The sequence below is a fragment of the Streptomyces sp. NBC_01077 genome (assembly GCF_045162855.1).
GTDB lineage: Bacteria > Actinomycetota > Actinomycetes > Streptomycetales > Streptomycetaceae > Streptomyces.
The window spans coordinates 6,106,292-6,130,148 of record NZ_CP108669.1; the positions used below are offsets into that span (position 1 = coordinate 6,106,292).

Genomic DNA, 23,857 nt, shown 5'->3' on the forward strand with positions numbered 1-23,857 from the left:
CCTCCTCATCGGGGGGGTACGAAGGCGTGTTGCAGTATGCGCAACACTCATTGCGCATATTGCTCATGGCTGTCTAACATCCGGGCCAAGGCCGGGTCAATGGACCCGTAGGAGCCACAGGGAGCCCGAGAGTGAGCGGACACGCGCCCGCGGACCCGAACCGGGATGTGACCCCGGGCCGGGGAGTGGCTCCGGACCAGCGCCAGGGTGTGGCCCCGGACCAGCGCGTGGGTGTGGCCCCGGGCCGGCGCCAGGGTGTGGCCCCGGGCCAGGGCGTGTCCCCGGGCCGGCGGCAGGGCATGGCCCCGGACGTCGTCTGTCTCGGTGAGTCCATGGTCACCTTCCTTCCCGCCCGACCGGGCCGCCTCGCCGACGTCCCCGCCTTCACCCGCGCGATCGGCGGCGCCGAGTCCAATGTCGCCTGCGCCCTCGCCGCCGCCGGGCACCGCGCCCGCTGGGTCGGCCGCGTCGGCCGCGACGGCTTCGGCGACCACCTCGTCGAGACCATCGGCGGCTACGGGGTCGACGTCGGCTCCGTCGGCCGCGACCCGCACCGGCCGACCGGCGTCTACTTCCGCACCGCCGCCGACCGGGCGACCGACGCCCACGAGGTCGCCTACTACCGGGGCGGATCGGCCGCCTCCGCGATGTCGCCGGCGACCGTGCCGTACGACAGCGTCGCCGACGGCCGGATCCTGCACCTCTCCGGCATCACCGCCGCGCTGTCCGCCGACTGCCTGGCGCTGATGCGGGCGCTCACGGCCCCCCGACCCGGCCGTCCGCTCGTCTCGTTCGACGTCAACCACCGGTCGTCCCTGTGGCGCGACGACTCGGCCCCCGACGTGCTCCTCGAACTCGCGCGCCGGGCCGACGTCGTGTTCGTGGGCGCGGACGAGGCGGCGGCGCTGTGGGGCTCCGCTGACCCGGCTGCGATCCGTGCGGTGCTGGCGGAGCCGGCGGTGCTGGTGGTGAAGCGGGGTGGGGAGGGAGCGGTGGCGTTCGAGCGCTGCGCGGTGGGAAGGGCCCCGCGCAGCGGTCCCACCCCCGACACCGTCACCCCCGGCCCCGCCCCCCGCGTCACCATCGTCGCCTCCGTCGGCGCCGGGGACGCCTTCGCCGCCGGGTTCCTCTCCGCCACCCTGCGCGGACTCGACGTACGGGCCCGGCTCCGGCACGGCCACCTCATGGCCGCCGCCGCCCTCACCGTCCCCGGCGACCTGGCCCCGCCCCCTCGCCGCGCCCACGCCGACCGGCTGGCCGCGCTCGACGACGCGGCCTGGGGCACACTTCACCTCGGCCCCGGCTGGACCGGGGACGACCAGGAGGTACGTACGCCATGAGCCAGACCGTCGACCGGGCGCTCAGCATCCTGCCGCTGCTCGCCCAGGGCCCCGCCGACCTCGGGCAGGTCGCCGAGCGGCTCGGAGTCCACAAGTCCACGGCCCTGCGGCTGTTGCGCACCCTCCACGAGCACGGCCTCGTCCACCGGCAGCAGGACCAGCGCTACCGGCTCGGCGCCCGGCTGTTCGCGCTCGCGCAGGAGGCCGTCGAGAACCTCGACATCCGCGAGATCGCCCACCCGTACCTGACGGCCCTCAACGAGCGGATCGGGCACACGATCCACCTCGCCGTGTACGAGGAGGGCGAGGTCGTCTACATCGACAAGGTCGAGAGCCGCTACCCGGTCCGGATGTACTCGCGCATCGGCAAGCCGGTCGCGATCACGGTCGCGGCCGTCGCCAAGCTGCTCCTCGCCGACCTGCCCGAGCCCGAGCGGCGTGCCGTCGCAGCCAAGCTCGACTACCCCCCGTACACGCCCCGTTCGACGCCGAACGCGGCCGCCTTCCTCAAGGAGCTGGCGACCGTACGCGAACAGGGCTGGGCCACCGACCTCGGTGGCCACGAGGAGTCCATCAACTGCGTCGGCGCCCCCATCCGCGGAGCCGACGGGCGCGTCGTCGCCGCCATGTCGGTCTCGGCGCCCAACGTGGTCGTCACGGCCGAGGAACTCCTCTCGCTCCTCTCGCAGGTGCGCCGCACCGCGGACGACATCAGCCGGGAGTACTCCGGCACCGCCCCGACCAAGTCCAAGGAAACCGAATGACCGAGAAGACCGCGCTCACCCCCGCCACCCACACCGCCCCGCCGGCGAAGTTCTCGCACGGTGTGAAGAAGGGCAACATCCTCCAGGTCGCGGGCCAGGTCGGCTTCCTGCCCGCCGTCGAGGGCCAGGCCCCGACGGTCGCCGGTCCGACCCTGCGCGAGCAGACCCTCCAGACCTTCGCCAACGTCAAGGCGATCCTGGAGGAGGGCGGCGCGAGCTGGGACGACGTGATGATGATGCGCGTCTACCTCACGGACGTGGACCACTTCGCCGAGATGAACGCGATCTACAACCAGTACTTCCAGGAGGAAGGCCTCCAGGCCCCGGCCTCCGCCCGCACGACCGTCTACGTCGGCCTCCCGGCCGGCCTCCTCATCGAGATCGACGCCCTCGCCGTCCTCGGCTGAGCGCTCGACGCGAAAGGGCGCCCCGGCCGGACATCCGGCCGGGGCGCCCCTTCACCCATGAACCGTCAGGCCGTGCAGTACTGGGCCTGCTTGCCGATCGAGCGGTACATGCAGTCCGCGTTCTCCAGGAGTTGGAGGACGGCGTCGCGGTTGCGGCTCGTCTCGCGTTCGATGACCTCGTCGGGCGGGTAGAAACCGCCGCCGGAGGACGAGGACGGGTACATCTCGAACGTGTACGCGAAGATCTTCTGTGCGCCCCACAGGTAGTCGTCGATCGAGCCGTCCGTGATGTAGAGGTCGCTGGACTGCTCGGCCGTGTAGCCGTTGCTGGCCGCCATCTTGCCGCCGACCGCCGCGAAGGCGTTCCTGTCGTCCAGGGTCATGCCGGGGGCGGTGTTGGCCGTCGTCCAGCCGAAGGGCCAGAGGACCAGTTCGCTGTACGTGTGGAAGTCGATCGCCGCGGTGATCTGCTGCTTGCCGCCGACCACCCGGGAGCGGACGAAGTCGGCGACGACCTTGACCTCGGGGGCGGACTCGGGGGCCGCGCCGCGGTACGTCTCGGAGCTCTTGGAGCTCGAAGAGCCGCCACAGCAGCCCCACTTGTAGTCCCAGTTCCGGTTCATGTCCGTACCGATGTACGAGGATCCGGAGTTGGGCTGCCGGTTCTTGCGCCAGCTGCGGTAGGAGCCGCTCGCGATGTCGTACTCGCCGCCGTCCGGGTTGAGGTCCGGCACGATCCAGATCTCGCGGCCGTTCACGGCGTTGGTGATCCTGGAGTCGCTGCCGTAGCCCGCGCCGAGTTCGCGGAGCAGGTACAGCGCCATCTCGACGGTGAGGTGCTCCCGGGCGTGCTGGTGGTGGGTGAAGAGGACCTCGGGCTCGGCCTCGTCCGTGGCGACGTTGTCGCTGATCTTGATGGCGATGATGTCCCGGCCCTGGTACGTCTTCCCGATCACCTGCTTGCGCATGATCGACGGGTAGGCGGCGAGGCGCTGGTCGATCTCCGTGTTCATCTCCGCGTAGTTGTGGTACTTCGCGTCGGCGGAGGGGAAGTCGAGCGGACCGGCGGCCTTGCCGCCTTCGGCCGAGCGGTTCGGCGGACCCGGGAGGGCGATCGGCCGGTAGCCGAGCGCCTTGAGGTTCCTGAGCTGTTCGGTGTTGGCGCTGACCACGACCGAGCGGGCGTCGACCTCGTCGATCGAGACGCCGGTGGCGGCGAGCGCGGTGCGGGCGGCCGGAGTGGACGGTCCGGCGACCTCGTACTGCCGGATCACCTCGTCGGCGCCGGCGGCGATCCGGGCGGAGGCCGACGACGGGTCGGCCCCGGCGGGTGTCGTGAGGGCGGAGAGGGGCGCCGCGAGGGCGAGCGCCACGAGGGCCGCGAGGGTGGCGGACCTTCTGCCGCGGGTGGAACGTCGCATGCTGTCTCCTGGGTGGGGAGGGTGGGGGGTGCGACAAGCTCGTGCGGGTGGTTCGGTGTTCGGCGTTCGGTGTTCCGTGTTCGGCCACATGGTGAAGCCATGTCATGGACCGGTCAAGACGACGAGTTCGGCCATACTGTCCCGCGTGGGGACCCTCATCGGTAGATACGTCATCGAGCACAAGCTAGGCGAAGGCGGCATGGGCACCGTCTATCTGGCCCGATCGCGCGGCGGGCGCGCCGTCGCCGTCAAGGTGGCCCGGCCGGAACTCGCCGCCGATCCCTCCTTCCGCGCGCGCTTCCGCGCCGAGGTCGCCGCCGCCCGGCAGGTCGGCGGCTTCCACACCGCCCAGGTCGTCGACGCCGACCCCGACGCCGAGGCGCCCTGGCTCGCCACCGCCTACATCCCCGGCCCCACCCTCGCGGCCCTCGTCACCGCCGAGGGCCCCATGGACGAGGGACGGCTGCGCTCGCTCGGCGCCGCGCTCGCCGAGGCCCTGGAGGCCATCCACGCCTGCGGGCTCGTCCACCGCGACCTCAAGCCCGGCAACATCGTCATGGCGCCCGACGGACCCCGCGTCCTCGACTTCGGCATCGCCCGCGCGCTGGAATCGACCCGGCTCACCGCCACCGGATCCGCCTTCGGCACCCCCGGCTACCTCGCCCCCGAACAGGCCCTCGGCGAGGAGGTCACGGGCGCCGCGGACGTCTTCGCCCTGGGTGCGGTGCTCGTCGCCGCGGCGGGCGGCCGGCCCTTCGGGGACGGCACCCCGATGGGGCTCATGTACCGCGCGGTGCACGAGGACCCGGACCTCGCCTCCGTACCGGAGTCCCTGCGCGGGCTCGTCGGGCGCTGCCTCGCGAAGGATCCGGCCGAACGGCCCACGCCGGAGGAGATCCTTGACGTGCTGGGGGAGGGGGTGCGGGATCCGGCGGGGACGGTGACGCCCGGTCCGACGCCGACGGTCGTCGTGGGGCCCGGGGTGGTAGTCAGGGCGCCCGAGGCGCCCGGGACGCCCGGGGCGCCGCCGTCTCCGCAGGACGCGGTCCCGCCGTCTCCGCGGGACGCGGTCCCGTCGTCGTACGTGCCGCCGCAGGACGCGGTCCCGTCGTCGTACGTGGCGCCGCAGGATTCCGTTCCCCCGACGCCCGTGCCGCCGACCCCCACCCTCTTCGTCCCACCGCCGCCCGCCGTGCCCCCGCAGCCCGTGCCGGAGTTCGTGGCCGCCGACCATGTCTACGGGATCGTCGTGGACGGTGCCGGGATCTGTCTGCAACTCCTCGACGACGAAGCCGAGTTCACCTGGCCGGAAATCGGGGCCGTACGGTACGGGCGGACCCGGCGCGGGCGGTGGCTGCGGATCACCGTCGCCCTGTACGACGGTACCGACTACACCTGCGAGATCGACGGCCGCCGGGCGGCCAGGGTCGACGAGTGGGTCCAGGAGCTCGAACGGGTCCTGGTCCGCTTCCTGCCCGCCTAGCCGGACTGCCTGCCCGCGTAACCGGGCTCCGTGCCCGCGTTGCCGGCCGGGCAGGAGAAAGGGCGCAGCGCCGCCGGGGGAGCGACGGCGCTGCGGTGGAGCTTCTCTCTGGCCGACTGCCGTTACGGCAGGTTGTGGACGTGCGGGCCCACCGCGTTCGACCAGGCGTTGCCGGCCGTCGCGTCCCAGTTGGTCGACCAGGTCATCGCGCCGCGCAGCGTCGGCCAGGCCTGGGCCGGCTTGAAGGTGCCGCAGCTGGTGAGCTTGGTCAGGCAGTCGAGCGCGTTCTTCACGATCTGCGGGTCGACGTAGCCGCTGCCCGCGCCCCGCGTGGAGGCGGGGACGCCCAGACCGACCTGGGACGGGGAGAGGCCGCCCTGGATCTGGATGCAGGCGAGCGCGGTGAGGAAGTCCACCGAGCCCTGGCTGTAGACCTTGCCGTCGCAGCCGAGCATCGAACCGCTGTTGTAGTACTGCATGTTGACGACTGTGAGGATGTCCTTCACGGCGAGCGCGGACTTGAAGTACTCCGTGCCCGTGTTCTGCATGTCGATGGTCTGCGGGGCCATCGTCAGGACCAGCGACGAACCGGCCTTGGCGGACAGCTGGCGCAGCGCCTTGGTCAGGTACGTCGAGTTGATGCCGTGTTCGAGGTCGATGTCGACGCCGCTGAAGCCGTACTCCTGCATGAGGGCGTACGCGCTGTCGGCGAAGGCGGTCGCGGAGGCGTCACTGTTGATCGTGACGTTCCCCTTCTCGCCGCCGACCGAGATGACGACCGACTTGCCGGCGGCCTTCTTCGCGGCGATGTCGGCCTTGAAGTCGGCGGCCGAGGCGTAGCCGACGGCCGGGTCGAGGTTGAAGACGATCTGGCCGGGCGTGGTCGTCGAGTCGGCGAACGAGACGGCGATGATGTCGTACTGCGACTGCACGTCCCGGAGCTTCTGGACCGTGGCGCCGTTGTTGAAGTTCTGCCAGTAGCCGGTGAGGGCGTGCTTGGGCACGGCCGGGCCGGGGCCCGGGTCGGTGACCTTGGCGGTCCTGGCCGAGACGGCGGCGGACTTCGCGGACTCGCCCGCGGAGTTCGTCGCGGCGACCTGGAACTGGTACGCGGTGTCGGCGGTGAGCCCCGTGACGGTGGTCGAAGTGCCGGTCACCGTCTGCGGGTTGGCGCCGTCCCGGTACACCTTGTAGCCCGTGGCGCCGGAGACCGCGCCCCAGCTCAGGGCGACGGAGGAGGAGGTGACGGTGCCCGCGGCGAGACCGGCCGGGGTGGACGGGACGACCGGGTCGGGGTCCTGGCCGCCGCCCCCGTCGGGCCCGAAGACGCTGACGTCGTCGACGGAGTACGGGGAGGTCCCGTACCAGCCGTGGGTGTAGATCTCGACCGAGGTGGTGCTCGCCCCGGTGGTGAAGGTGGTGGTGAGCTGCTTCCAGGCGGCGCTGTCAGGCGTCCAGGTGGAGACGCTGCCGGAGCCGGTCCCGGTGTTGTTCGCGCCGAGGTAGGCGTAGCCGCCCTGGACCCAGGCGCTCAGCGTGTACGTCGAGTTGGGCTTCACGGCCACGGTCTGCACGCACTTGGCGTTGTCGAGCCCGCCCGGGGTGGCGCGGAGTGCGCCGGCCCCGGTGCGGACCGGGGAGGAGGCGGCGGTGCCGCTCCCGGCGGAACAGGACCAGTTGGCGAGGCCGTTCTCGAAACCGGCGTTCTTGGCGACGTTGACGTCCGCCGCCTGCGCGGTGCCGGCTCCGCCGACGAGGACGAGCCCGGAGCCGACGGCGAGCGCGAGGGCTCCGCCGAGCCAGCGGCGTCCGTGCGGGCGGGTGGTGGTGCGGTCCACGTGCATCCTCCGGAGGGGAGTTGGGGATGTGGGGGATGTGGAGGTGCCGTACGTCGTCGTACGGAGGGGCTCGTACGGGGGGTACGAGGGTGTGCGGGGGTACGGAAGTGTGCGGGGGTTCGGGGAGTGCGGACGGTGGCCACCGTTGTCGGAACAAGCTGGTCCAGACCAATCGCGTTGTCAAGACCTCTGGCAACAGCGCCCGTTCGCCGGGGACGGGGGCCGGGACGAAAGGCCGGGGTGGGAAGGGCCGAGGGGCCGGGGTGGGAAGGGCCGAGGGGCCCAAGCTCCGGACCCAAAGAAAGCGGGGCAGCTTGGCGGATTGTGTGTTCACCACCCCGGGGGACGTGGATAAGGTGCAGAGGCGGCAGCACCCTGCGGTGACGCCGTGAACGCGGTAAGTGATCCGCGGTCCCCGGGACACCGGAGGCCGAAGGGGACGGGGGGTCCGACGTGCCGACAGCGATCGCGGTCACCAGTGCCGACCTGGCACTGCCGCCGACCGACCCCGGGACTCCGCACGCCACCGTCCTCCCGGCCCCCGACACCCAGTCGCTCGACGCCTCGATCGCCGACATGCAGCAGCTCCTCGCCCGGTACGGGCACGTGGTCGTCGTCTGCCCCACCTCCGCCCCGGCCGCCGTCGAGCAACGACTGCGCGCCGTCCGCGCCCTGCTCGAAAGCGACCGGATCGCACTCGTCAGGACCGACCTGCCACCCCTCGGCGCGGCCGTACTCGTACGCCAGCTCCGGCAGTTGGCGGGCTGCGACTTCAGCCCCGGCGTCCTCGCCTCCGCCGCCCGGCTGCTCGCCCACTACATCTACGCGGGCGCCGTCCTCGGCTCCGTCTCCCGGCTCGACCGCGTCCCCGTCAGCCTCGGTTCCCACCTCAAGGGCTGGCTGCCCGGCGCCCACTTCGCCGTACTCGCCGGACCCACCGCGCAGATCGTGCGCGTCGGCGGCGGGGAGGAACCCCTCGCCGGACCGGAGTTCACCACCGAACTGCTCCTCGCCCGCGGCCAGCTCCAGACCGACTGGCCCACCACCACCCTCGTACCCCGGTGGCGGATCCAGGGCGCCGTCCAGGAGGCACCGCTGCCCGAGGCCTCGCCCCGCTGGTGGGGGACGGGGAAGCTCGTCGAGTTCGCCGCGTACCTGCCCGACCTGCCCGTCCTCTACCAGCTCGTCGCCTCCGTACGGCGCGAGACCTGCCACTGGTGCGCGATGGAGCTCATCGGCGACCGCTGCGGCTTCTGCGGGGCGCCGCTGCAGATCGGGGCGGTGCCGGAACAGGGCGGTCGCGCGCTGAGCGGCTCAGGCGGGGGGCATCGCGGTACGGACACCCGCGCCCTCGGGACGGGAGCCTCGGCGCGGGGCGCCCATGCGCTCGGGCCAGGTGCGCAGGCGGCGGCCCCGCACCCGGCCTCGTACACCGAGCTCACCCCTGTGAACGTGAACGGGAACGCAAACGTGAACGAGAACGCAAACGTGAACGGGAGCGGGAACGTGAACCCCACCCGCGCCCTGCCGTGAGCAGCCCCTCGCCCCACTCCGTGACCACTCCGCCCGCACCCGACCACCCGATCCCGCCCGCACCCGACCACCCGATCCCGCCCGCACCCGACCACCGGATCCCGCCCGCTCCCGTCCGCCCCGGACCCACGTCTCCGATCGAGGTAGTACGGCCATGAACTCCCGCCAGCGCCGCGGCGTCATCCTGCTGCTGCTGTCCGTCCTGTGCGCCGTCGGCGCCTTCGCCGGTGTGCTCGCCGTCATCAGCGACGTGAACTCCAAGGTCGGCCCGGAGACCACCGCGTACCGGATCAAGAAGAACGTGGCCCCCTACGAGCCCCTGAGCGAGAGCCAGTTCGAGAAGATCTCGATGCCGAAGCGCTGGCTCTCCGAGACCGCCGTCACCGACCTCCGGCAGATCAAGGGCAAGATCGCCGTCACCCAGCTCAAGGCCGGCTCCCTCCTGCAGTCCGACATGATCGTCGAGCAGCCCGAACTCCAGCCGGGGCAGCAGGAGATCGCCATCATGGTCGACGCCGCCACCGGCGTCGCGGGCAAGATCAACGCCGGTGCCACCGTCAACATCTACGCCACCTTCGCCGGCGAGAAGAAGGGAGAGGCCGCCCAGTCCCGGATGATCGTCGCCGGCGCCCGCGTCCTCGACGTCGGCAGGCTCACCGCCATCCGCGACAGCAACGACCGCACCGGTCGCAGCAACCAGGCCGTGCCCATCTCCTTCGCCCTCTCCACCCTCGACGCCCAGCGCGTCGCGTACGCCGAGTCCTTCGCCGAGCACGTACGCCTCGCGCTCGTCGCCCCCACCACCGGCGGCGCCCCCGCCGACCAGGGCGACCGCACCTACACGCTCGAAAAGGACAAGTGAGGCCGGTATGACCACCAGGATCCTGCCGGCCGTCGGCGACCCCGACGCGGCCCGGTCCGTCACCACCCTCATCGGCCAGCTCCCCGACGCCGAACCCGCCCCGCCGGTCACCGACTCCACCCAGCTCGTCGACACCCTCGCGCGGCTCGCCGCCGCCTCCCTCGACGAACTCCCCGAGGTCGTCCTGGTCCACGAGCGGATCGGCCCCGTCCCCGCGCTCGAACTCGTCCGCGAGGTCGCCCTCCGCTTCCCCGCCGTCGGCGTCGTCCTCATCACCGCCGACGCCAGCCCCGTCCTCTTCTCCGCCGCCATGGACTCCGGCGCACGCGGACTCGTCACCCTCCCCCTCGGTTACGAGGAGCTGGCCAGCCGCGTCCAGGCCGCCGCCCAGTGGTCCGCCGGAGTCCGCCGCCACCTCGGCGCGGGGGCCGACCGGATCACCGGCCCCGGCGGCACCGTCGTCACCGTCAGCGGCGCCAAGGGCGGGGTCGGCACCACCGTCACCGCCGTCCACCTCGCCCTGGCCGCCCGCGCCTCCGGGCGTACCGTCGCGCTCGTCGACATGGACCTCCAGAGCGGCGACATCGCCTCGTACCTCGACGTCCAGTTCCGCCGTTCCGTCGCCGACCTCGCCTCCATCGCCGACATCTCGCCGCGCGTCCTCCAGGACGCCGTGTACGTCCACGAGACCGGCCTCTCGCTGCTCCTCGCCCCGGCGGAGGGCGAGCGCGGCGAAGAGGTCTCCGACCGTGCCGCCCGCCAGATCGTCAGCGCCCTGCGCGGCCGGCACGAGGTCGTCGTCGTCGACTGCGGCTCCCAGCTCAACAACGCCAACGCCGCCGTGATCGAGATGGCCGACACCGCGGTCCTCGTCGCCACCCCCGACGTGGTCGCCGTACGCGCAGCCAAGCGGACCGTACGCATGTGGGAACGGCTCCAGGTCCGCAAGGCCGAGGAGACGGTCACCCTGGTCAACCGCCACCACCGCTCCACCGAGATCCAGCCGCCCCTCGTCCAGAAGATCACCGGCACCCGGATCGCGGGCGTCGCCGTCCCCGCCCACTTCAAGGAACTCCAGGCCGTCGTCGACGCGGGCCGGCTGCACGAACTCGACGCCAAGTCGACGGTCAAGCAGGCGCTGTGGGCGCTCGCGGGGGAGCTGGGCCTGGTCGGCGCCCCGGCCACCGAAGCCCCCGGCAAGCAACTCGCCCGCGCGGGCGACCGGGGCTCGCTCGGGCTCCGTCGCCGCGCCGGAGGACGCTGAGCCATGACCGCGATCCGGGACGACGACAGGGGGCAGGTGGCGATCGAGTTCCTCGGCATGGTGCCGCTGATCCTGCTCACCCTCGCCCTGCTCTGGCAGGTCGTCCTGGTCGGCTACACGTACACGCTGGCGGGGAACGCGGCGGACGAGGCGGCGCGGGCGGCGGCCGTCGGCGACGACTGCGAGGCGGCCGCCATGCGGCACCTGGACGGGGCCTGGGCGAGCGGCGCGAAGCCGAGCTGCTCTACGGGCGGGGGGATGGTGACGGCCGTGGTCGAGATCCAGGTCCCCGTCCTCGTCCCGGGCGTAGGCGGGCTGTTCACCGTACGCGGGAAGGCGGGCGCGGTGTCGGAGGAGAGGCAGCCATGAGCGTCCGTACGGGAAGGGCACTCCGCGACCGGGGCCAGGCCGCCATCGAGTACCTCGGCTTCCTGCCGATCCTGCTGCTCGTCGGACTCGCCGGGCTCCAGCTCGGCATCGCCGCGTACGCCGCCCAGCAGGCGGGCACGGCCGCGCGCGCGGCCGCCCGGGCCGCGAGCAGCGACAACGAGGACGCGCCACTCGACCCCGAGGCGGTCGGCGCGGCCGCCGTGAGCGGCTGGGTCGACCCCGACGTCGACGTCATCGAGGGCGGCGGCGAGGCCGTCGCCACCGTCACCGTCCAGATCCCCTCCGTCGTGCCCTTCTGGGACTTCGGACCCATCACGAAGACCGCCACCATGCCCCTGCCCGACGAGGAGGACGAGTGAGAAGGGACCACGAATCATGAGTCTGCGGGCCCGGATCAACGCCCCCGACGATCACAGCGGCAGCGCGGCGGCAAGGGAGGACGGCCATCTGGTCGCCGCCTTCCGCGCCAAGCTCCTGGAGGAGATCGACCTCACCGAGATGTCCGCGCTGGCGGCCGCCGAGCGGCGCGCCCGCCTGGAGCGCGTCCTCGGGCACATCATCAGCAGGGAGGGCCCGGTCCTCTCCACCGCCGAGCGGGCCCAGCTGATCCGCCGGGTCGTCGACGAGGCCCTCGGCCTCGGCGTACTCGAACCGCTCCTCGAAGACGCCTCGATCACCGAGATCATGGTCAACGGCCCCGACCAGATCTTCATCGAGCGCGCCGGACGCGTGGAGCTGCTGCCGCTCCGCTTCGCCTCCCACGACCAGCTGATGCAGACCATCGAGCGGATCGTCTCCACCGTCAACCGGCGCGTCGACGAGTCGAATCCGATGGTCGACGCCCGGCTGCCCTCCGGCGAGCGCGTCAACGTCATCATCCCGCCGCTCTCGCTCACCGGGGCGACCCTCACCATCCGCCGCTTCCCCCGCGCGTACACGCTCCACGAGATGATCGGTCTCGGCTCCCTCGACGAGCAGATGCTGCTCCTGCTCTCCGGGCTCGTGCAGGCCAAGTTCAACCTGATCGTCTCCGGCGCCACCGGCACCGGCAAGACCACCCTCCTCAACGCCCTCTCCGGTCTCGTCCCCGACGGCGAGCGGATCATCACCATCGAGGACTCGGCCGAACTCCAGCTCCAGCAGTCCCACGTGATCCGCCTGGAGGCCCGGCCGCCGAACATCGAGGGCCGCGGGGCCATCTCCATCCGCGACCTCGTCCGCAACTCGCTCCGGATGCGCCCCGACCGGATCATCGTCGGAGAGGTCCGCGGCGGCGAGACCCTCGACATGCTCCAGGCGATGTCCACCGGCCACGACGGCTCCCTCGCCACCGTTCACGCCAACTCGGCCGAGGACGCCCTCATGCGCCTCCAGACCCTCGCCTCCATGTCCGAGGTGAAGGTGCCGTTCGAGGCGCTCCGCGACCAGATCAACAGCGCGGTCGACGTCCTCGTCCAGCTCACCCGGCACCCCGACGGCACCCGCCGCATCACGGAGATATCCGTCCTCGCCTCCCACGGGCGCGAACGCTTCCTGCTCGCCACGGTCTGCCGCTTCCATGCCCAGCCGCTCGCCGCCGACGGACGGGTGTACGGGCAGTTCACGTACCACCCGCTGCCCCGGCGGGTCGCCGAGCGCCTCTACCTGGCCGGCCAGCCCATCCCGCAGGCCTTCGGCGTGGCCGCGACCGACGCCCACCTGGCCACCCGAGAGGCGGAATGATGACCGACCCCTTCTGGCTGACCGCGGGCGTGACGCTGCTCGCCTGCGTCCTGGGCATCACCGGCGTGCAGCTGTACGCCAGCGGGGCCCGCCGGCACGCGGCGCTCGTCGCCCGGCTCGACGAGTCGGGCGCGCCCGAGGCCGCGGGCCGCCGCCGGCGCCGCTTCCGGGGCGTCGACCGGCGCGTCCGCCGGACGGCGCTCGGCCGGAAGCTGGAGCTGCGGATCGCGGCCACCGGCCTGGACGTCACCCCCGGCGAGTTCACCGTCGGCCTCGCGGCCACCGTGGCCGTCCTGTGGGTCGTCGGGCAGGCGGCGCTCTCGCCGTTCTTCGGCCCGATCTGCGGACTCCTCGGCGTGTGGGTTGCGATGGGCTTCCTCAGCTGGCAGCGCCAGAAGCGCATCGAGAAGTTCATCAACCAACTCCCCGAACTCTCCCGCATCCTGGCCAACGCCACCCAGGCCGGACTCGCCCTGCGCATGGCCCTCAGCCTGGCCGCCGACGAGCTGGAGGCCCCGGCCGGGGACGAACTGGAGAAGGTGGCACAGCAGTTGGCGGTCGGCACGTCCCTCGACGACGCACTGGGAGAGCTCGCCGAACGCCTTCCCTCCCGCGAACTCGTCGTCCTCGTCACCACCCTCGTCCTCGCCAACCGGGCCGGCGGCACCGTCGTCTCCTCCCTGCGCAACCTCACCGAGACCCTGGAGGAACGCAAGGAGACCCGGCGCGAGGTCCGCACCCAGCTCTCCCAGGTGAGCATGACCGCGTACTCCGTCCCCGTCATCGGCGTCGGCTCGCTGCTCCTCATCGACAACATGCAGCCCGGCGCCCTCGACCGGATGACCAGCTCGGGCGTCGGACAGTTCGCCGTCGTCGCCGCGTTCGCCCTGTACGTGGTCGGCTTCGTCGCCATCCGCCGCTTCTCGAAGATCGACGTGTAGGGACGGGACTGCCACCGTGGACCTCCTCCTCGCCCTCCTCGCCGGCCTCGCCGTCGCCGGCGTCTTCTACGGCCTGCGCCTCTACCGCGCCGACGCCAAACTCCCCGACGACCTCCGGCTCGCCCTGGAGGTCGGCGCCACCCGTACGGGCGCCGTGGACTCGGCGGTCGACCGCCTGGGCATGCGCTGGTCGCCGACCGTGCTCCGCCTCATGGGCCCCAAACGCGTCAACGCGGTCCGCCGCCGCATCGACCTCGCCGGAAACCCCGGCGGCCTCACCATCGACCGGTACGGGGCACGGCGGGCGGTCTACGGCTTCCTGGGCGTCCTGGGCGGCCTGCTGATGCTGAGCAAGGGATCGTTCCTGGTCGCGCTCCTGCTCTTCGCCTTCGGCGCGTTCTGGACGGAGGTCGGCATCTGGTCGGCGGTCCGCATCCGCAAGGACCAGATCGAACGCACGCTGCCGGACTTCCTGGACGTCCTGGCCGTCGTCGTCTCGGCCGGCCTCGGCTTCCGGCAGGCCCTCGAACGGGTCGCCGAGAAGTACGAGGGCCCCTGGGCCGACGAACTGCGCATCACCCTCCGGCAGATGGACATGGGCGTCAGCCGCCGCCAGGCCTTCGACGAACTGCGCCGCCGCAACGACTCGGAGCAGGTGGCCCAGTTCGTCACCGCCCTCCAGCAGGGCGAGGAACTCGGCGCGCCGATCGTGGACACGCTCATACAGATCGCCAACGACATGCGGCGCACGGACGCCCAGAACGCCCGCAGGAAGGCGGCGAAGGCCGTCCCGAAGGCGACCATGGTGATCACGACCCTGATGGTCCCGGCGACGATGATCCTGCTGGGCGCGGGCCTGTTCCTGGGCACGGGCACGGACTTCGGGTCGGTGACGGGCGAGTGAGGACGGCACGAGGCACGGAGGTCCGCCTCGAAGTCCCGCTGGGGGTGGCGCGATGACGACGGCAGCGCCGCTGAGGGTCCTGGTCGCGGACGACAACCCCGTCGTGAGGGCGGGCCTGCGGGCACTGCTCGGCGCCCGCCCCGAGTTCGACGTCGTAGGGGAGGCAGCGGACGGCCGTACGGCGCTCCGCGAAACACTCCGCACCCGCCCGCAGGTGATCCTCCTCGACGTCCGGATGCCCCCGTGGGACGGCCTGGCACCCCTCCCGCACCTGGCCCGCCTCGCACGCGTCCTGATGCTCACCCACAGCAGGGAACCGGAAACGGTCGAGGAGACATTGCGCCTGGGAGCGGCCGGGTACCTCGTACACGGCGAATTCACGACAGAGGAGTTGGTCCGGGCGGTCCGGGACGTGGGGGAGGGGCGGGCGCGGTTCACGGCGACGGCGTCGGAGGTGCTGTTGCGGTCGTTGCGTGCGACTGCACACGGAGGAGTGGAATCAATTGTCTCAATGTCGCCGCACCTTGAGACCGCATCTTCGCGCATGCAACGAAATCTGGAACAGTGTGGACTGAGTGCGAGGGAGGTGGAAGTGATGGACCTGATCGCCACGGGCCTGAACAACCGGCAGATCGCCGCGACCTGCTTCATCACCGAGAAGACGGTCAAGAACCACATCAACCGAATCTTCGCCAAACTCCACACGGACACCCGCGCCGAGGCCATAGCCTCCTGGCTGGGCACCAGGCCCACCCGATGACCCGGGCCCAAGGATGGGCCCACGGGCCCTGTGCACCGACCGGAGGGTCGGCGTACCGTGCCCATGCGCAGGCGTCTGAACGCGGAGGGGACCACGATGAACGACGCGATGCTGAAGGCCCTGACCAAGGCCAAGCTCGAACTTGCGGCTTGGACGGCGTCCAGGGGCAGGGACCGCGGGCAGACGGCGGTGGAGTATTTGGGGATCATTGTGGTGGTGGTGGCGATCGTTATCGCGATTACCGGCACGGATATCGGGCAGTCGATCAAGACCGCAATCAGCCAGAAGATCGCCGAGTTGACCGGTGGTGGCGGCGAGTAGGCGCTGTTCGGGATCTGGGGGATTCAGGGCAGGCGTTCCCGATCTACATTGCTGCCGTAGGCGGCCTGCTGTTTCTGGCCTTCGCCTACTTCGCGGTGGGGCAGGCTGTCGCTACGCGGAGCACCGCCCAGACTGCTGCGGATGCAGCGGCTCTCGCAGCTGCGCAGGACGCTCGCGACCAACTGCGTGAGGGATGGCTGGGAGTGATCCTCGATCCTGTGCAGTGGGACGAATTCCTCGAGGGCGAGGCGTACGTCGACGATGCCGCGTGCCAGCAGGCAGCCATCTTCGCGGCCAGGAACGACGCGGAGCTCCTGGATGACCGGTGCGTTCGCCTTCCCGCGGGCAATGAAGGGTTCGAGGTGACGGTGCGTACGACAGGTACTGTCGGCCGCTCGATCATTCCGGGAACGGAGTCGCGGCATGCCACCGCATCTGCCAAGGCCGTGATCGAGCCGAGGTGCACCTTTGCCGCACCGGAGAATCCGGTACCGGAGCCCAGTCCAGGGGAGCCGGAGGAAGAGCCGGGCCAGGAAGACGAACCGATCGTAGGGCTCACTTGCGACGGTGAGGCCTGGGAGATCGATCCCGACGACCCGACACTGCCCAGTGCCGCCGATCTCTTCACTGTTCGGCTGTCCGGCGATGACGAGTAAAGGAAGCGCGCTTCATGAACGTTCGGTACGCACGCAGGGGGTTGGCCTCGCTCGCAGTCGCTTCGGTTGCCCTCTTGGCGGTCGGCTGTGGAGCCGAGGAGAAGCCGAAGACGGCGGACAAGCCGACCGCGACCACTGCTTCCCCTCAGAAGACTCAAGCCGGCCAGGAGCAGCCGAGCACCGAGGAGCCGACGGAAGAGCTTGCTGTCCTCAAGGGGCAGAAGGGGCTTGAACTGGTCATCAACTCGGCGGAACGGGACGCCGGCGGGTTCCTTACGGTCAAGGGACGGCTGCGGAATACTGCCGAGACTGTCGTTGCCATTCCCGCCCGGACGAGCGGAGACGAGACCGAAGTGGTGAAGCACGGCACATCGTTGGGTGGCGCCACGCTCGTGGATGCTGTCGGCAAGAAGCGGTATTACGTCCTGAGGGACACGGACGGGCGGCCGCTCACAACCACCGGGCTCGACAGCCTCGGTCCCGGCAAGTCCACCGCCGTCTTCATGCAATTCCCGGCCCCACCCCCCGCCACCACCGACGTCTCCTTCCAGCTCCCCACCTTCGAACCCGCCACCCTCAAGCTCTCCTGAGGCGATGACATGACGACGACATACCGCCGCCTCACCGCCCTCGCCCTCGCGTCCCTCGCCGTGGGGGCCCTCGCCGTGCCCGTTGCCTACGCCGACGATCCGCCGGGGTCCGCCGCCAGCGCCTCCCCGCCCCCTGCCATCGACCCCAACGCCCCCGGGCTCATGCTTCCCGACGGTGCCACGCTCGCCCCCGCCAAGGTGCTCGACATCAAGCAGATCGTCGAGGACGAGGGCGGTGAGCAGCGCCGGCAGGACACCAACGTGGACGTGACGTTCGCGCTGCAGGCCGAGGTCCTGTTCCCCAAGAACAGCGCCAAGCTCGGGCCCGCCGCCACCGCCCGTATCGCCGCCGTCGCCGCGGAGATCAACAAGCTGGGCTCCGGCCGCGTCCGCGTCTTCGGGTTCACCGACAACCTCGGGACGTACGAGCACGGTCTGAAGCTGTCGAAGCAGCGTGCCGTCGCCGTGCAGCAGGTCCTCGCCCGCAGTCTCGATCCGGGTACGACCTTCGACATCCGGGGCTACAGCGAGGACTACCCGATCGCCGACAACGGCACGGAGGAGGGCCGGAAGAAGAACCGGCGCGTCGAGATCTCCTTCCCCCGCACCACGCCACCTGTCGCGCCCTGACCCGAACACCCGGTGTCAGGTGCGCAGTTCCTCCAGCTGTTCCCGAATCGCGGCGGCCCGGGCCTGGACCACGCGAGGTGCCGGGAGCGCCCGGGCGTGGGGGAGTGCGGGGCGGTCGCCGCGGCAGGGGCCGCAGTCGCCGCCCTGGAGGGTGTCCGCGTACCCGGGCACACCGCACGTGCCGCATTCGAGGATGCGGAGCGGCGCGGGTGTCCGCCGGACGGGCAGCGGCGGCAGTTTGTCGGTGAGGCGGCGGCGGACCAGGCCGGCGGGGTGGTGGACGGGCTGCGGGAGGCCGACGGTGAGGGCCCGCAGGACGTCGTCCTCGGTGGCGTCCCGGCCGAACCACTCCTCCACGAGCGGTACGAGCCCGCGGCACTCCGTGTGGGAGAGGGAGAGGGTGGCGTTCGTGCGGCCGAGCGCGGCCAGCAGGATGTAGGCCCGCGACCGCTTCGGCGTCGTCGCCTCCCGGGGTACGTCGCCCTGCTGGAAGGCGGCCCACCAGGTGCTGTCGCGCGGCGTTCGGGTGAACCACGTTCGGGTGATCCAGCGTCCGCCCAGGCATTCGCGGCCGCGCCGCAGATGGCCGGCCCGCTGGATGCGGTTGAGCGCGGTGCGGAGGGCGCACTGCCCGTACGGCAGGTGCTTGGCCAGCGTCTTCACGGAGATGTCGCTGCCTTCGGGCAGCCGGTCGAGGTACGCGGCGATGGCGGCCTCGCGGGCCGGAAGGTGGGCGAAGTCCTGCGGCCCACGCGCTTCCTGCTGTGGCGCGGAACGCTTTCCGTACCCCGGGCTGGCCAGGGGGTGGAGGGCGTCATTAAACTCGGCGTCAGCCATGGGGATCGACTCCTTCAGAAGTCTTCGATCTTGATGGTGAGACCCCCGCGAGGTGTTGGTAGCGCCTCTGTGGGGGTCGTCTGTTTCACAAGCCTGCCCGCAGGCTAGGGGCATATGACACTGCGTGGCAAATCGACGACTCTGCGTCAACTCGCAGGGTGGGTGGGCGGATTCATCCGGACCCGTACCCATTCCGTAGAACAGCGCCCGAACCTCGCGGCTTAAGCTTCGGGCCCATTTGCCCGACGGCGACGGATCCAGCGGCGCCACCACCGCCCCTGGCGCCCCCGCCCCATCTCAAGCAGGGTCACCTCAAGGTTGCGTTGGGCGACGTGTGCGCTGTGGTGGTCGTCGAACTCGCGGAAGATGGCGATGGCTTGGGTGTAGACATGGACGGCGTCTTCGTGGCGTCGTGCTGCGTGCAGGGCGTTGCCGAGGTTGTTGAGCGACTGACCTTCGCTGTAGCGGTCCTCGTGCTCGCGGAAGATGTCGATGGCTTGGTCGTGTGCGTGGACGGCGTCGTCGTGGCGTCCTAGTTTTCGCAGGGCGTTGCCGAGGTTGTTCAGTGTCTGGCCTTCGCCGTGGCGGTCACCGAGCTCACGGCAGATGTCCAGGTCTTGGATGTGTGCGGCGATGGCGTCGTCATAGCGGCGCAGTTCTCGGAGAGCGAGGCCGAGGTTGTTGAGTGCCTGGCCTTCGCCGTGGCGGTCGCCGAGTTCGCGGTGGATGGCCGCGGCTTCGGTGAGCACCTGGATCGCGTCGTCGTAGAGGCGTACTTCGTGGAAGGCGAGGCCGAGGTTGTTGAGTGCCTGGCCTTCGCCGTGGCGGTCGCTGTGCTCGCGGAAGATGGCGATGGCTTGGGTGTGTACGTCGATGGCGTCGTCGAAGCGGCGTACCTCTTGGAGGGCGAGGCCGAGTTCCATGAGCGCGCCGCCTTCGCTGTAGCGGTCCCCGAGTTCGCGGGCCATGGCGAGGGCGGACTCGTTGTTGGCGAGGGCGTCATGGAAATGACGGCGTTGATGGAGGTAGACGTTCAGAGCTCCGGCCAGATACAGGGCTGTCCGGGGGTGGACGGCGACGGCGCGAGGGATCATGGCGATCAGGTTGGCCCGTTCCGCGTCCAGCCAGGTCAGCGCGGCCGTCCGGTCGGTGAAGAGTTCGGGTACCGGCTGGCCGGGCAGAGCGCGCAAGTGGTCGTCGGCCGCGTCACAGGTGGCGGTGTAGTACGCCAGCAGCCGTCCCAGCGCCTGCCCCTCGCGTTCCTCCTCCGGCAGTTCGGCCGCGTACAGGCGGATCAGGTCATGGGCGCGCCAGCGGCCGGAACCCGTCGGCTGCTCGTTGATCAGGCAGGCGCGGACCAGGGCGGCCAGGCTGCCGCGGGTCTCTCGTTCCTCTCGGCCGTTCAGGGCGGTGGCGGCCTTGAGGGAGAGGTCGGGGCCCGGGTTGAGGGACAGCAGGCGGAAGAGACGGGCGTCGGGCTTCCTGAGGCGTCGGTAGGAGAGGTCGAAGGCGGCCTGGACGGCGAGGGACCGGCCGTCGCCGTCCTTGTGCTGGAGCGTCTTCAGTCGGGTGCGGGCGTCCGCGAGATCCTCGGCCAGTGCGGCGATCGGGAGGCCGGGGTCGTCGGTCAGCAGCGCGGCGGCGATCGTCAGGGCCAGGGGCAGTCGGCCGCAGTGCCCGGCGACCTGCTCCAGGGCTTGGGGTTCTTCCCCTGCGCGAGAGTCGGCGGGACGGACCTGTGTGAGGGCGGTGGCGATCAGGGTCGTGGCCGACTCGGCGTCGAGTTCGTCCAGGGGGAGGAGCCGGGCCCGGAGGTCGGGGGCGGTCAGGGCGTCGCGGGAGGTGGCGAGGAGCCGGTGGCCGGGGTGCGCGGGGACGAGGTGGCGGAGTTGGGCGGGGGAGGAGGCGTCGTCGGCGACGATCAGGACCGTCCCGCGGTGCTCGGCGCGCCGGGCCAGCTCCGACTGGTACAGGCCGGCCTGCTCCTCGACTGTCGGCGGCAGGTCCCCGTCTCGTACGCCGAGTGCCCGCAGCAGTGACTCCAGGGCCTGTTCGGGGCTGACCGCGCCCGCCGGGTCGTAGCCGCGCAGGGGTACGAACAGCGTTCCGCCGGGGAAGTGCCCCTGGCCGACGGCCCGGTGTGCGGCGTGCAGGGCGAGCGCGGTCTTGCCGACCCCGGGGAGGCCGGTCACCACCGTCACGCCCGCCCCGTCCGGCGCCAGATCGGCCAGGAGTTCGTCGGTCCGCTGCTCACGGCCGGTCAGTCGCGGTGCCGGCGGTAGCGAGGCCAGCGCGCGGGGTGCGGGGCCGCTGCCCGGGCCCCAGACGTGCTGGGTCTCGATGTGCGTGTTGTTCTGGTCCCGGCCCGCCTGGTAGCTACGGCCCTGGTCGGAGGCCTGGGCCTCCTGTCGGACGCCGTCGGACGGGCCCCGCCCGCCTGGCCCCTCCGGTTCGGGGTCGTGCCGGTCGCTCAACGTCTCAGGCCCCCTCGACGTGCTGGTCCCCGCCGGCCTGCACCACACGCCCGTGGCCGGACGCCTTCGCGCGCTGTTCGACCTGTGAGGGGATGCCGTCGGTGGACGTGCCCGGAGTGGGGTTCAGGTGGCCGCCGGCCTGGAGGATGCTTCCGTCGTCGGACGCCTCCGCGTGCTGCTCGACCCGCGAGGGGCTGCCGTCGGCGGGGGCACCAGCGGGTCGCCGGCTTCCGCCGACCTGAGTGACCTGGCCGTTCCCGGACGCCGTCGCCTCCTGCGTCACCACCCGCGCGGGTACGGGAGCCGGCGCGGGCGGCGTCCGATCCCGTGCCGCCCACCAGCCGCCCGCCGCCAGCACCCCCGCGGCCGTCACCGCGCCGAAGGCGAGGGCCGTGTCGAGCCGGGGGCCCTCGCCCTGGGGCAGCCAGCCCCACGGCACCGCCCGTACCACCCACACGCACACCCCGAACGTGGCGGCCGCCGCCACCACGACCACCAGCCACCGCACCGCGCGAGTCATCCCGTCCCCCTCCACGATCCCGGGCCCGGGCACACCGCGGGCCTTGCTCATGGTGTCGAAACCACGGCCTTCCCGTCTCGCCGTACACCGGATCGAAACCGTGGAGGCGTCGGCCCGGAAGGTGTGCGGGAGCTCAGGCGCCGGGCTTCCAGAGGGTGACCTCAAGGCTGAGCTGCTTGGGCGGAGTCGCGTACGAGTCGGGGTCTCCTCCGATGAAGCCGGTGATCACGACCCGGGCGATGTTGCCCTTGTCGGTCACGACGCACAGCACCGTCTTGGCGGGAAGTTTCCAGTCGGACATCTTCTCCTCGGTGAAGCCGCCGACCTGGGCGGCCTTGGCGCAGTCCTCCGCCTCCTCCGGAGGGCTCGCGGCGGGAAGCTGTGCGGCGTTGCGGCCGTTGCGGAGAGAGAGGTAGCCCCAGTTGGGGTTCTGGTAGGTGAGGTCCGCCTCCACGGGGACACCGCTCTGTTCGGCCTTCTCCTTCACGCTGTTCCACTCGTCCTCGGTGTACCGGCGTGTGGCGGGTGCGTCGAAGTCGATGCTGCCGAGGTCGGAGCCGGCCGGCAGTCCCAGGGCCATGACCCGCTTCGTGTAGAAGGCCGGGTACGTCCCGGGCGGCGGAGTCGTGGCTGTGGACGACCCGCCGGGGGAGCTGGTGTCGCTCTCCGGCTCTTGGGGCGTCGAGGACGCGTCCGACGTCTGGGGAGGCGTGGTGGTCGGCTCGGGGGTCCCGGTCGTCGGCGCCACGGACGGTGGCTGCGTCGGCGCCTTGGCGTCCGACGGGCTCTCCCCCTTGTCGGTCAGGGCGGAGGTCAGGACGGCGCCGGCCAGGGAGAAGACGCCGGCGATCACCGCACCGACGATCGTGATCCGGACGGCTTCGCTCTGCCTGCCGAACCAGCCCTGCCGCCGGGGCGGCCGCGGGGGAGGGGGCGGGAACGGCCCTGTGGGTGAACCGGCGTTCTGGTGCGGGTGGTTGCTCGGAGGCATGGGGGCCGTGGACACCGAAACTCCCTGTTTCTCTCTGGTGTTGGAGAAGATCGCCTCCGTCCGTCCTTCTCCCGGCGGCGGGCAGAGGGGCGGCAGTGGCGGGCGGCGGTGGTTGATCACCTCGCAGCCAACGGACTTTATCGTGCGTCTCGTTGGATGCCCCGCGTCAGAGCCCCAGCGCCGCCCGGATCGTGGCCGTCATGCGGTCCGGGCGGCGGAAGACCTCGCCCGCGGTGAAGCGCAGGGCGCGGCGGATCTCTGGGCAGGACTGCAGCGCGTTGAAGCGGGCCACGTCCCGTTCGTGGGCCCGGCGGGTGCCGTGGAAGGCGTAGCCCTCGACCTCCACGGCCAGGCCCTCCGCGCGGAAGAGGAAGTCCGGGCGCAGGGGCGGCCCCGCCACCGTCCGCAGCATCGGCTGTGACTCCGGGAACAGCCCCGCGTCCCGTATCCGCAGCCTCGCCACCGTCTCCGCCGGCGAGCCCGACGCCGCCTCGGCCAGCCGCAGCCAGGACCGGGCGCAGGTCGCTCCCCGCCGGGGCACCGCGAGTTCGGCGGTGAGCTCCTCGTACCGGACGAGGGCCTCGCGCCGCACCCCCTCGACGGCCCGTCGTGCGAGCGCCGAGTCCGCGACCACCACCGCCTCCTCCCGGCTGCCGGTGGCCCGTATCAGGTCGCCCACCGTCCGCGCCGGTGTCGTCGTGCGAAGCCCTCGCCGCGTCGACCGGTCCCCGGCCGTCAGGAAGGTCGTGCCGTGGACGCGTATGCCGTCGCCGAGCAGGGAGCGGGTCGGTGCCGGTGCCGTGAAGTCGAGGTGGTCCGGCCGCTCCGGCGCTCCCAGCCGCTCGATGCGGTGCAGTCGCGCCGCCGTCCCGTGGCTGCACACGAGCTCCGGGCGCAGGAACTGGAGCGCCGTCGCCCGCACCCGCCAGTCCACCTCCTTCCCCGGGGCGGCCCACGCGCCGCGGCAGATCCGCTGCCACCCGTCCCCGCGCAGACGGCCGGCGAGGCGGCCCGGCGGCCAGCCCGCCGCGACCGCCCAGACCGTCAGGAGGATCCCGTCCCTGGCGAGGATCGCCAACTCGTACATACGCCCAACGATCCATGGAAGAGGGACACTTCGCACCCCCTGTGGAAAACCTGCCGAAAGCCGTCGTCAGGAAACCGCAAAGGTGGGGGGACAACCCCGCCGGGCGGGAGCATTCTGGACAG

The 23,857-nt window shown here is 71.6% G+C and carries 23 protein-coding genes and 2 pseudogenes; 18 read left to right on the forward strand and 7 right to left on the reverse strand.

The genetic code is table 11. The features are described from left to right. Window positions 1-299 precede the first annotated feature (299 nt). Genes OG462_RS27815 through OG462_RS27825 form a run of 3 tightly spaced genes read left to right on the forward strand, consistent with a single transcriptional unit; the run spans window position 300 to window position 2,511 of the window. A complete protein-coding gene (locus OG462_RS27815; RefSeq protein ID WP_406066747.1) occupies window positions 300-1,340 on the forward strand; it encodes a sugar kinase in 1,041 nt (346 codons plus the stop codon). Beyond that, window positions 1,337-2,104 carry an IclR family transcriptional regulator gene (locus OG462_RS27820; protein ID WP_406061698.1) on the forward strand — a complete coding sequence of 256 codons (768 nt, stop codon included), beginning with the start codon at window positions 1,337-1,339 and terminating at the stop codon, window positions 2,102-2,104. Before OG462_RS27815 ends, OG462_RS27820 begins: the two co-directional genes overlap by 4 nt. Beyond that, window positions 2,101-2,511, forward strand: a complete 411-nt coding sequence (locus tag OG462_RS27825; protein WP_406061700.1) for a RidA family protein — start codon at window positions 2,101-2,103, stop codon at window positions 2,509-2,511. Before OG462_RS27820 ends, OG462_RS27825 begins: the two co-directional genes overlap by 4 nt. A 65-nt stretch (window positions 2,512-2,576) precedes the next feature. Here the strand turns inward: OG462_RS27825 and OG462_RS27830 are convergent, their stop codons facing one another. After that, window positions 2,577-3,932, reverse strand: coding sequence for a M14 family metallopeptidase (locus OG462_RS27830; RefSeq protein ID WP_406061701.1), 1,356 nt, complete (start codon window positions 3,930-3,932; stop codon window positions 2,577-2,579). A gap of 199 nt (window positions 3,933-4,131) precedes the next feature. On the opposite strand from OG462_RS27830, the gene OG462_RS27835 reads away from it, so the two are divergent. Then, complete coding sequence (locus OG462_RS27835; protein WP_406066749.1) at window positions 4,132-5,415, forward strand: serine/threonine-protein kinase; 1,284 nt, start codon at window positions 4,132-4,134, stop codon at window positions 5,413-5,415. A 122-nt stretch (window positions 5,416-5,537) separates the two neighbouring features. On the opposite strand, the gene OG462_RS27840 is transcribed toward OG462_RS27835, so the two are convergent. Then, window positions 5,538-7,253, reverse strand: coding sequence for a chitinase (locus OG462_RS27840; protein ID WP_406061703.1), 1,716 nt, complete (start codon window positions 7,251-7,253; stop codon window positions 5,538-5,540). Between the two features lie 453 nt (window positions 7,254-7,706). Here OG462_RS27840 and OG462_RS27845 point away from each other — a divergent pair. The 14 genes and pseudogenes from OG462_RS27845 to OG462_RS27910 form a co-directional block, all read left to right on the forward strand. Continuing rightward, window positions 7,707-8,543, forward strand: a pseudogene (locus OG462_RS27845) (hypothetical protein); the annotation flags it as partial. A gap of 397 nt (window positions 8,544-8,940) precedes the next feature. Next, the gene (gene cpaB, locus OG462_RS27850; RefSeq protein ID WP_406061705.1) at window positions 8,941-9,648 is read left to right on the forward strand and encodes a Flp pilus assembly protein CpaB; all 708 of its coding nucleotides are present in this window, start codon (window positions 8,941-8,943) and stop codon (window positions 9,646-9,648) included. Between the two features lie 7 nt (window positions 9,649-9,655). Then, on the forward strand, window positions 9,656-10,912 hold the full coding sequence (locus tag OG462_RS27855; RefSeq protein WP_406061706.1) for a CpaE family protein: 1,257 nt from the start codon (window positions 9,656-9,658) through the stop codon (window positions 10,910-10,912). 3 nt (window positions 10,913-10,915) lie between these two features. Beyond that, complete coding sequence (locus OG462_RS27860; RefSeq protein ID WP_406061707.1) at window positions 10,916-11,281, forward strand: TadE/TadG family type IV pilus assembly protein; 366 nt, start codon at window positions 10,916-10,918, stop codon at window positions 11,279-11,281. Then, window positions 11,278-11,661, forward strand: a complete 384-nt coding sequence (locus tag OG462_RS27865; RefSeq protein ID WP_406061709.1) for a TadE/TadG family type IV pilus assembly protein — start codon at window positions 11,278-11,280, stop codon at window positions 11,659-11,661. The genes OG462_RS27860 and OG462_RS27865 overlap by 4 nt, the downstream gene beginning before the upstream one ends. Window positions 11,662-11,677: 16 nt before the next feature. Continuing rightward, on the forward strand, window positions 11,678-13,024 hold the full coding sequence (locus OG462_RS27870; RefSeq protein WP_406061710.1) for a CpaF family protein: 1,347 nt from the start codon (window positions 11,678-11,680) through the stop codon (window positions 13,022-13,024). Next, window positions 13,021-13,965, forward strand: a complete 945-nt coding sequence (locus OG462_RS27875) for a type II secretion system F family protein (protein ID WP_406061711.1) — start codon at window positions 13,021-13,023, stop codon at window positions 13,963-13,965. The genes OG462_RS27870 and OG462_RS27875 overlap by 4 nt, the downstream gene beginning before the upstream one ends. 16 nt (window positions 13,966-13,981) lie before the next feature. Further along, complete coding sequence (locus tag OG462_RS27880) at window positions 13,982-14,869, forward strand: DUF5936 domain-containing protein (protein ID WP_406061712.1); 888 nt, start codon at window positions 13,982-13,984, stop codon at window positions 14,867-14,869. 52 nt (window positions 14,870-14,921) lie between these two features. Then, the gene (locus tag OG462_RS27885; RefSeq protein ID WP_406061713.1) at window positions 14,922-15,629 is read left to right on the forward strand and encodes a response regulator; all 708 of its coding nucleotides are present in this window, start codon (window positions 14,922-14,924) and stop codon (window positions 15,627-15,629) included. 96 nt (window positions 15,630-15,725) lie between these two features. Further along, entirely contained in the window at window positions 15,726-15,950 is a 225-nt protein-coding gene (locus tag OG462_RS27890; protein WP_406061714.1) for a Flp family type IVb pilin, read from the forward strand. A 14-nt stretch (window positions 15,951-15,964) separates the two neighbouring features. Beyond that, window positions 15,965-16,108: pseudogene (locus tag OG462_RS27895) on the forward strand (pilus assembly protein TadG-related protein); the annotation flags it as partial. A 45-nt stretch (window positions 16,109-16,153) separates the two neighbouring features. After that, window positions 16,154-16,606 carry a hypothetical protein gene (locus tag OG462_RS27900; RefSeq protein ID WP_406066932.1) on the forward strand — a complete coding sequence of 151 codons (453 nt, stop codon included), beginning with the start codon at window positions 16,154-16,156 and terminating at the stop codon, window positions 16,604-16,606. Between the two features lie 14 nt (window positions 16,607-16,620). After that, entirely contained in the window at window positions 16,621-17,196 is a 576-nt protein-coding gene (locus OG462_RS27905) for a hypothetical protein (protein WP_406061716.1), read from the forward strand. Window positions 17,197-17,205: 9 nt separating this feature from the next. Further along, complete coding sequence (locus tag OG462_RS27910) at window positions 17,206-17,826, forward strand: OmpA family protein (RefSeq protein ID WP_406061717.1); 621 nt, start codon at window positions 17,206-17,208, stop codon at window positions 17,824-17,826. A 15-nt stretch (window positions 17,827-17,841) separates the two neighbouring features. On the opposite strand, the gene OG462_RS27915 is transcribed toward OG462_RS27910, so the two are convergent. The 5 genes from OG462_RS27915 to OG462_RS27935 form a co-directional block, all read right to left on the reverse strand. Further along, the gene (locus OG462_RS27915; protein ID WP_406061719.1) at window positions 17,842-18,663 is read right to left on the reverse strand and encodes a hypothetical protein; all 822 of its coding nucleotides are present in this window, start codon (window positions 18,661-18,663) and stop codon (window positions 17,842-17,844) included. 221 nt (window positions 18,664-18,884) lie between these two features. Continuing rightward, the gene (locus OG462_RS27920; RefSeq protein WP_406061721.1) at window positions 18,885-21,137 is read right to left on the reverse strand and encodes a tetratricopeptide repeat protein; all 2,253 of its coding nucleotides are present in this window, start codon (window positions 21,135-21,137) and stop codon (window positions 18,885-18,887) included. A 4-nt stretch (window positions 21,138-21,141) separates the two neighbouring features. Continuing rightward, complete coding sequence (locus OG462_RS27925) at window positions 21,142-21,708, reverse strand: hypothetical protein (protein WP_406061723.1); 567 nt, start codon at window positions 21,706-21,708, stop codon at window positions 21,142-21,144. A gap of 82 nt (window positions 21,709-21,790) precedes the next feature. Next, entirely contained in the window at window positions 21,791-22,663 is an 873-nt protein-coding gene (locus OG462_RS27930; protein ID WP_406061725.1) for a hypothetical protein, read from the reverse strand. 151 nt (window positions 22,664-22,814) lie between these two features. After that, complete coding sequence (locus OG462_RS27935; RefSeq protein WP_406061727.1) at window positions 22,815-23,735, reverse strand: hypothetical protein; 921 nt, start codon at window positions 23,733-23,735, stop codon at window positions 22,815-22,817. Window positions 23,736-23,857: the final 122 nt, after the last annotated feature.

Excerpts from the sequence above, each read along its gene's own strand:
- OG462_RS27910 (WP_406061717.1), top strand. The coding sequence starts at position 17,206 with ATGACGACGACATACCGCCGCCTCACCGCCCTCGCCCTCGCGTCCCTC.
- OG462_RS27885 (WP_406061713.1), top strand. The coding sequence starts at position 14,922 with ATGACGACGGCAGCGCCGCTGAGGGTCCTGGTCGCGGACGACAACCCC.
- OG462_RS27870 (WP_406061710.1), top strand. The coding sequence starts at position 11,678 with ATGAGTCTGCGGGCCCGGATCAACGCCCCCGACGATCACAGCGGCAGC.
- OG462_RS27865 (WP_406061709.1), top strand. The coding sequence starts at position 11,278 with ATGAGCGTCCGTACGGGAAGGGCACTCCGCGACCGGGGCCAGGCCGCC.
- OG462_RS27820 (WP_406061698.1), top strand. The coding sequence starts at position 1,337 with ATGAGCCAGACCGTCGACCGGGCGCTCAGCATCCTGCCGCTGCTCGCC.
- OG462_RS27825 (WP_406061700.1), top strand. The coding sequence starts at position 2,101 with ATGACCGAGAAGACCGCGCTCACCCCCGCCACCCACACCGCCCCGCCG.
- cpaB (WP_406061705.1), top strand. The coding sequence starts at position 8,941 with ATGAACTCCCGCCAGCGCCGCGGCGTCATCCTGCTGCTGCTGTCCGTC.
- OG462_RS27875 (WP_406061711.1), top strand. The coding sequence starts at position 13,021 with ATGATGACCGACCCCTTCTGGCTGACCGCGGGCGTGACGCTGCTCGCC.
- OG462_RS27835 (WP_406066749.1), top strand. The coding sequence starts at position 4,132 with ATGGGCACCGTCTATCTGGCCCGATCGCGCGGCGGGCGCGCCGTCGCC.
- OG462_RS27915 (WP_406061719.1), bottom strand. The coding sequence starts at position 18,663 with ATGGCTGACGCCGAGTTTAATGACGCCCTCCACCCCCTGGCCAGCCCG.
- OG462_RS27815 (WP_406066747.1), top strand. The coding sequence starts at position 300 with ATGGCCCCGGACGTCGTCTGTCTCGGTGAGTCCATGGTCACCTTCCTT.
- OG462_RS27925 (WP_406061723.1), bottom strand. The coding sequence starts at position 21,708 with ATGAGCAAGGCCCGCGGTGTGCCCGGGCCCGGGATCGTGGAGGGGGAC.
- OG462_RS27905 (WP_406061716.1), top strand. The coding sequence starts at position 16,621 with ATGAACGTTCGGTACGCACGCAGGGGGTTGGCCTCGCTCGCAGTCGCT.
- OG462_RS27935 (WP_406061727.1), bottom strand. The coding sequence starts at position 23,735 with ATGTACGAGTTGGCGATCCTCGCCAGGGACGGGATCCTCCTGACGGTC.
- OG462_RS27860 (WP_406061707.1), top strand. The coding sequence starts at position 10,916 with ATGACCGCGATCCGGGACGACGACAGGGGGCAGGTGGCGATCGAGTTC.
- OG462_RS27855 (WP_406061706.1), top strand. The coding sequence starts at position 9,656 with ATGACCACCAGGATCCTGCCGGCCGTCGGCGACCCCGACGCGGCCCGG.
- OG462_RS27890 (WP_406061714.1), top strand. The coding sequence starts at position 15,726 with ATGAACGACGCGATGCTGAAGGCCCTGACCAAGGCCAAGCTCGAACTT.
- OG462_RS27830 (WP_406061701.1), bottom strand. The coding sequence starts at position 3,932 with ATGCGACGTTCCACCCGCGGCAGAAGGTCCGCCACCCTCGCGGCCCTC.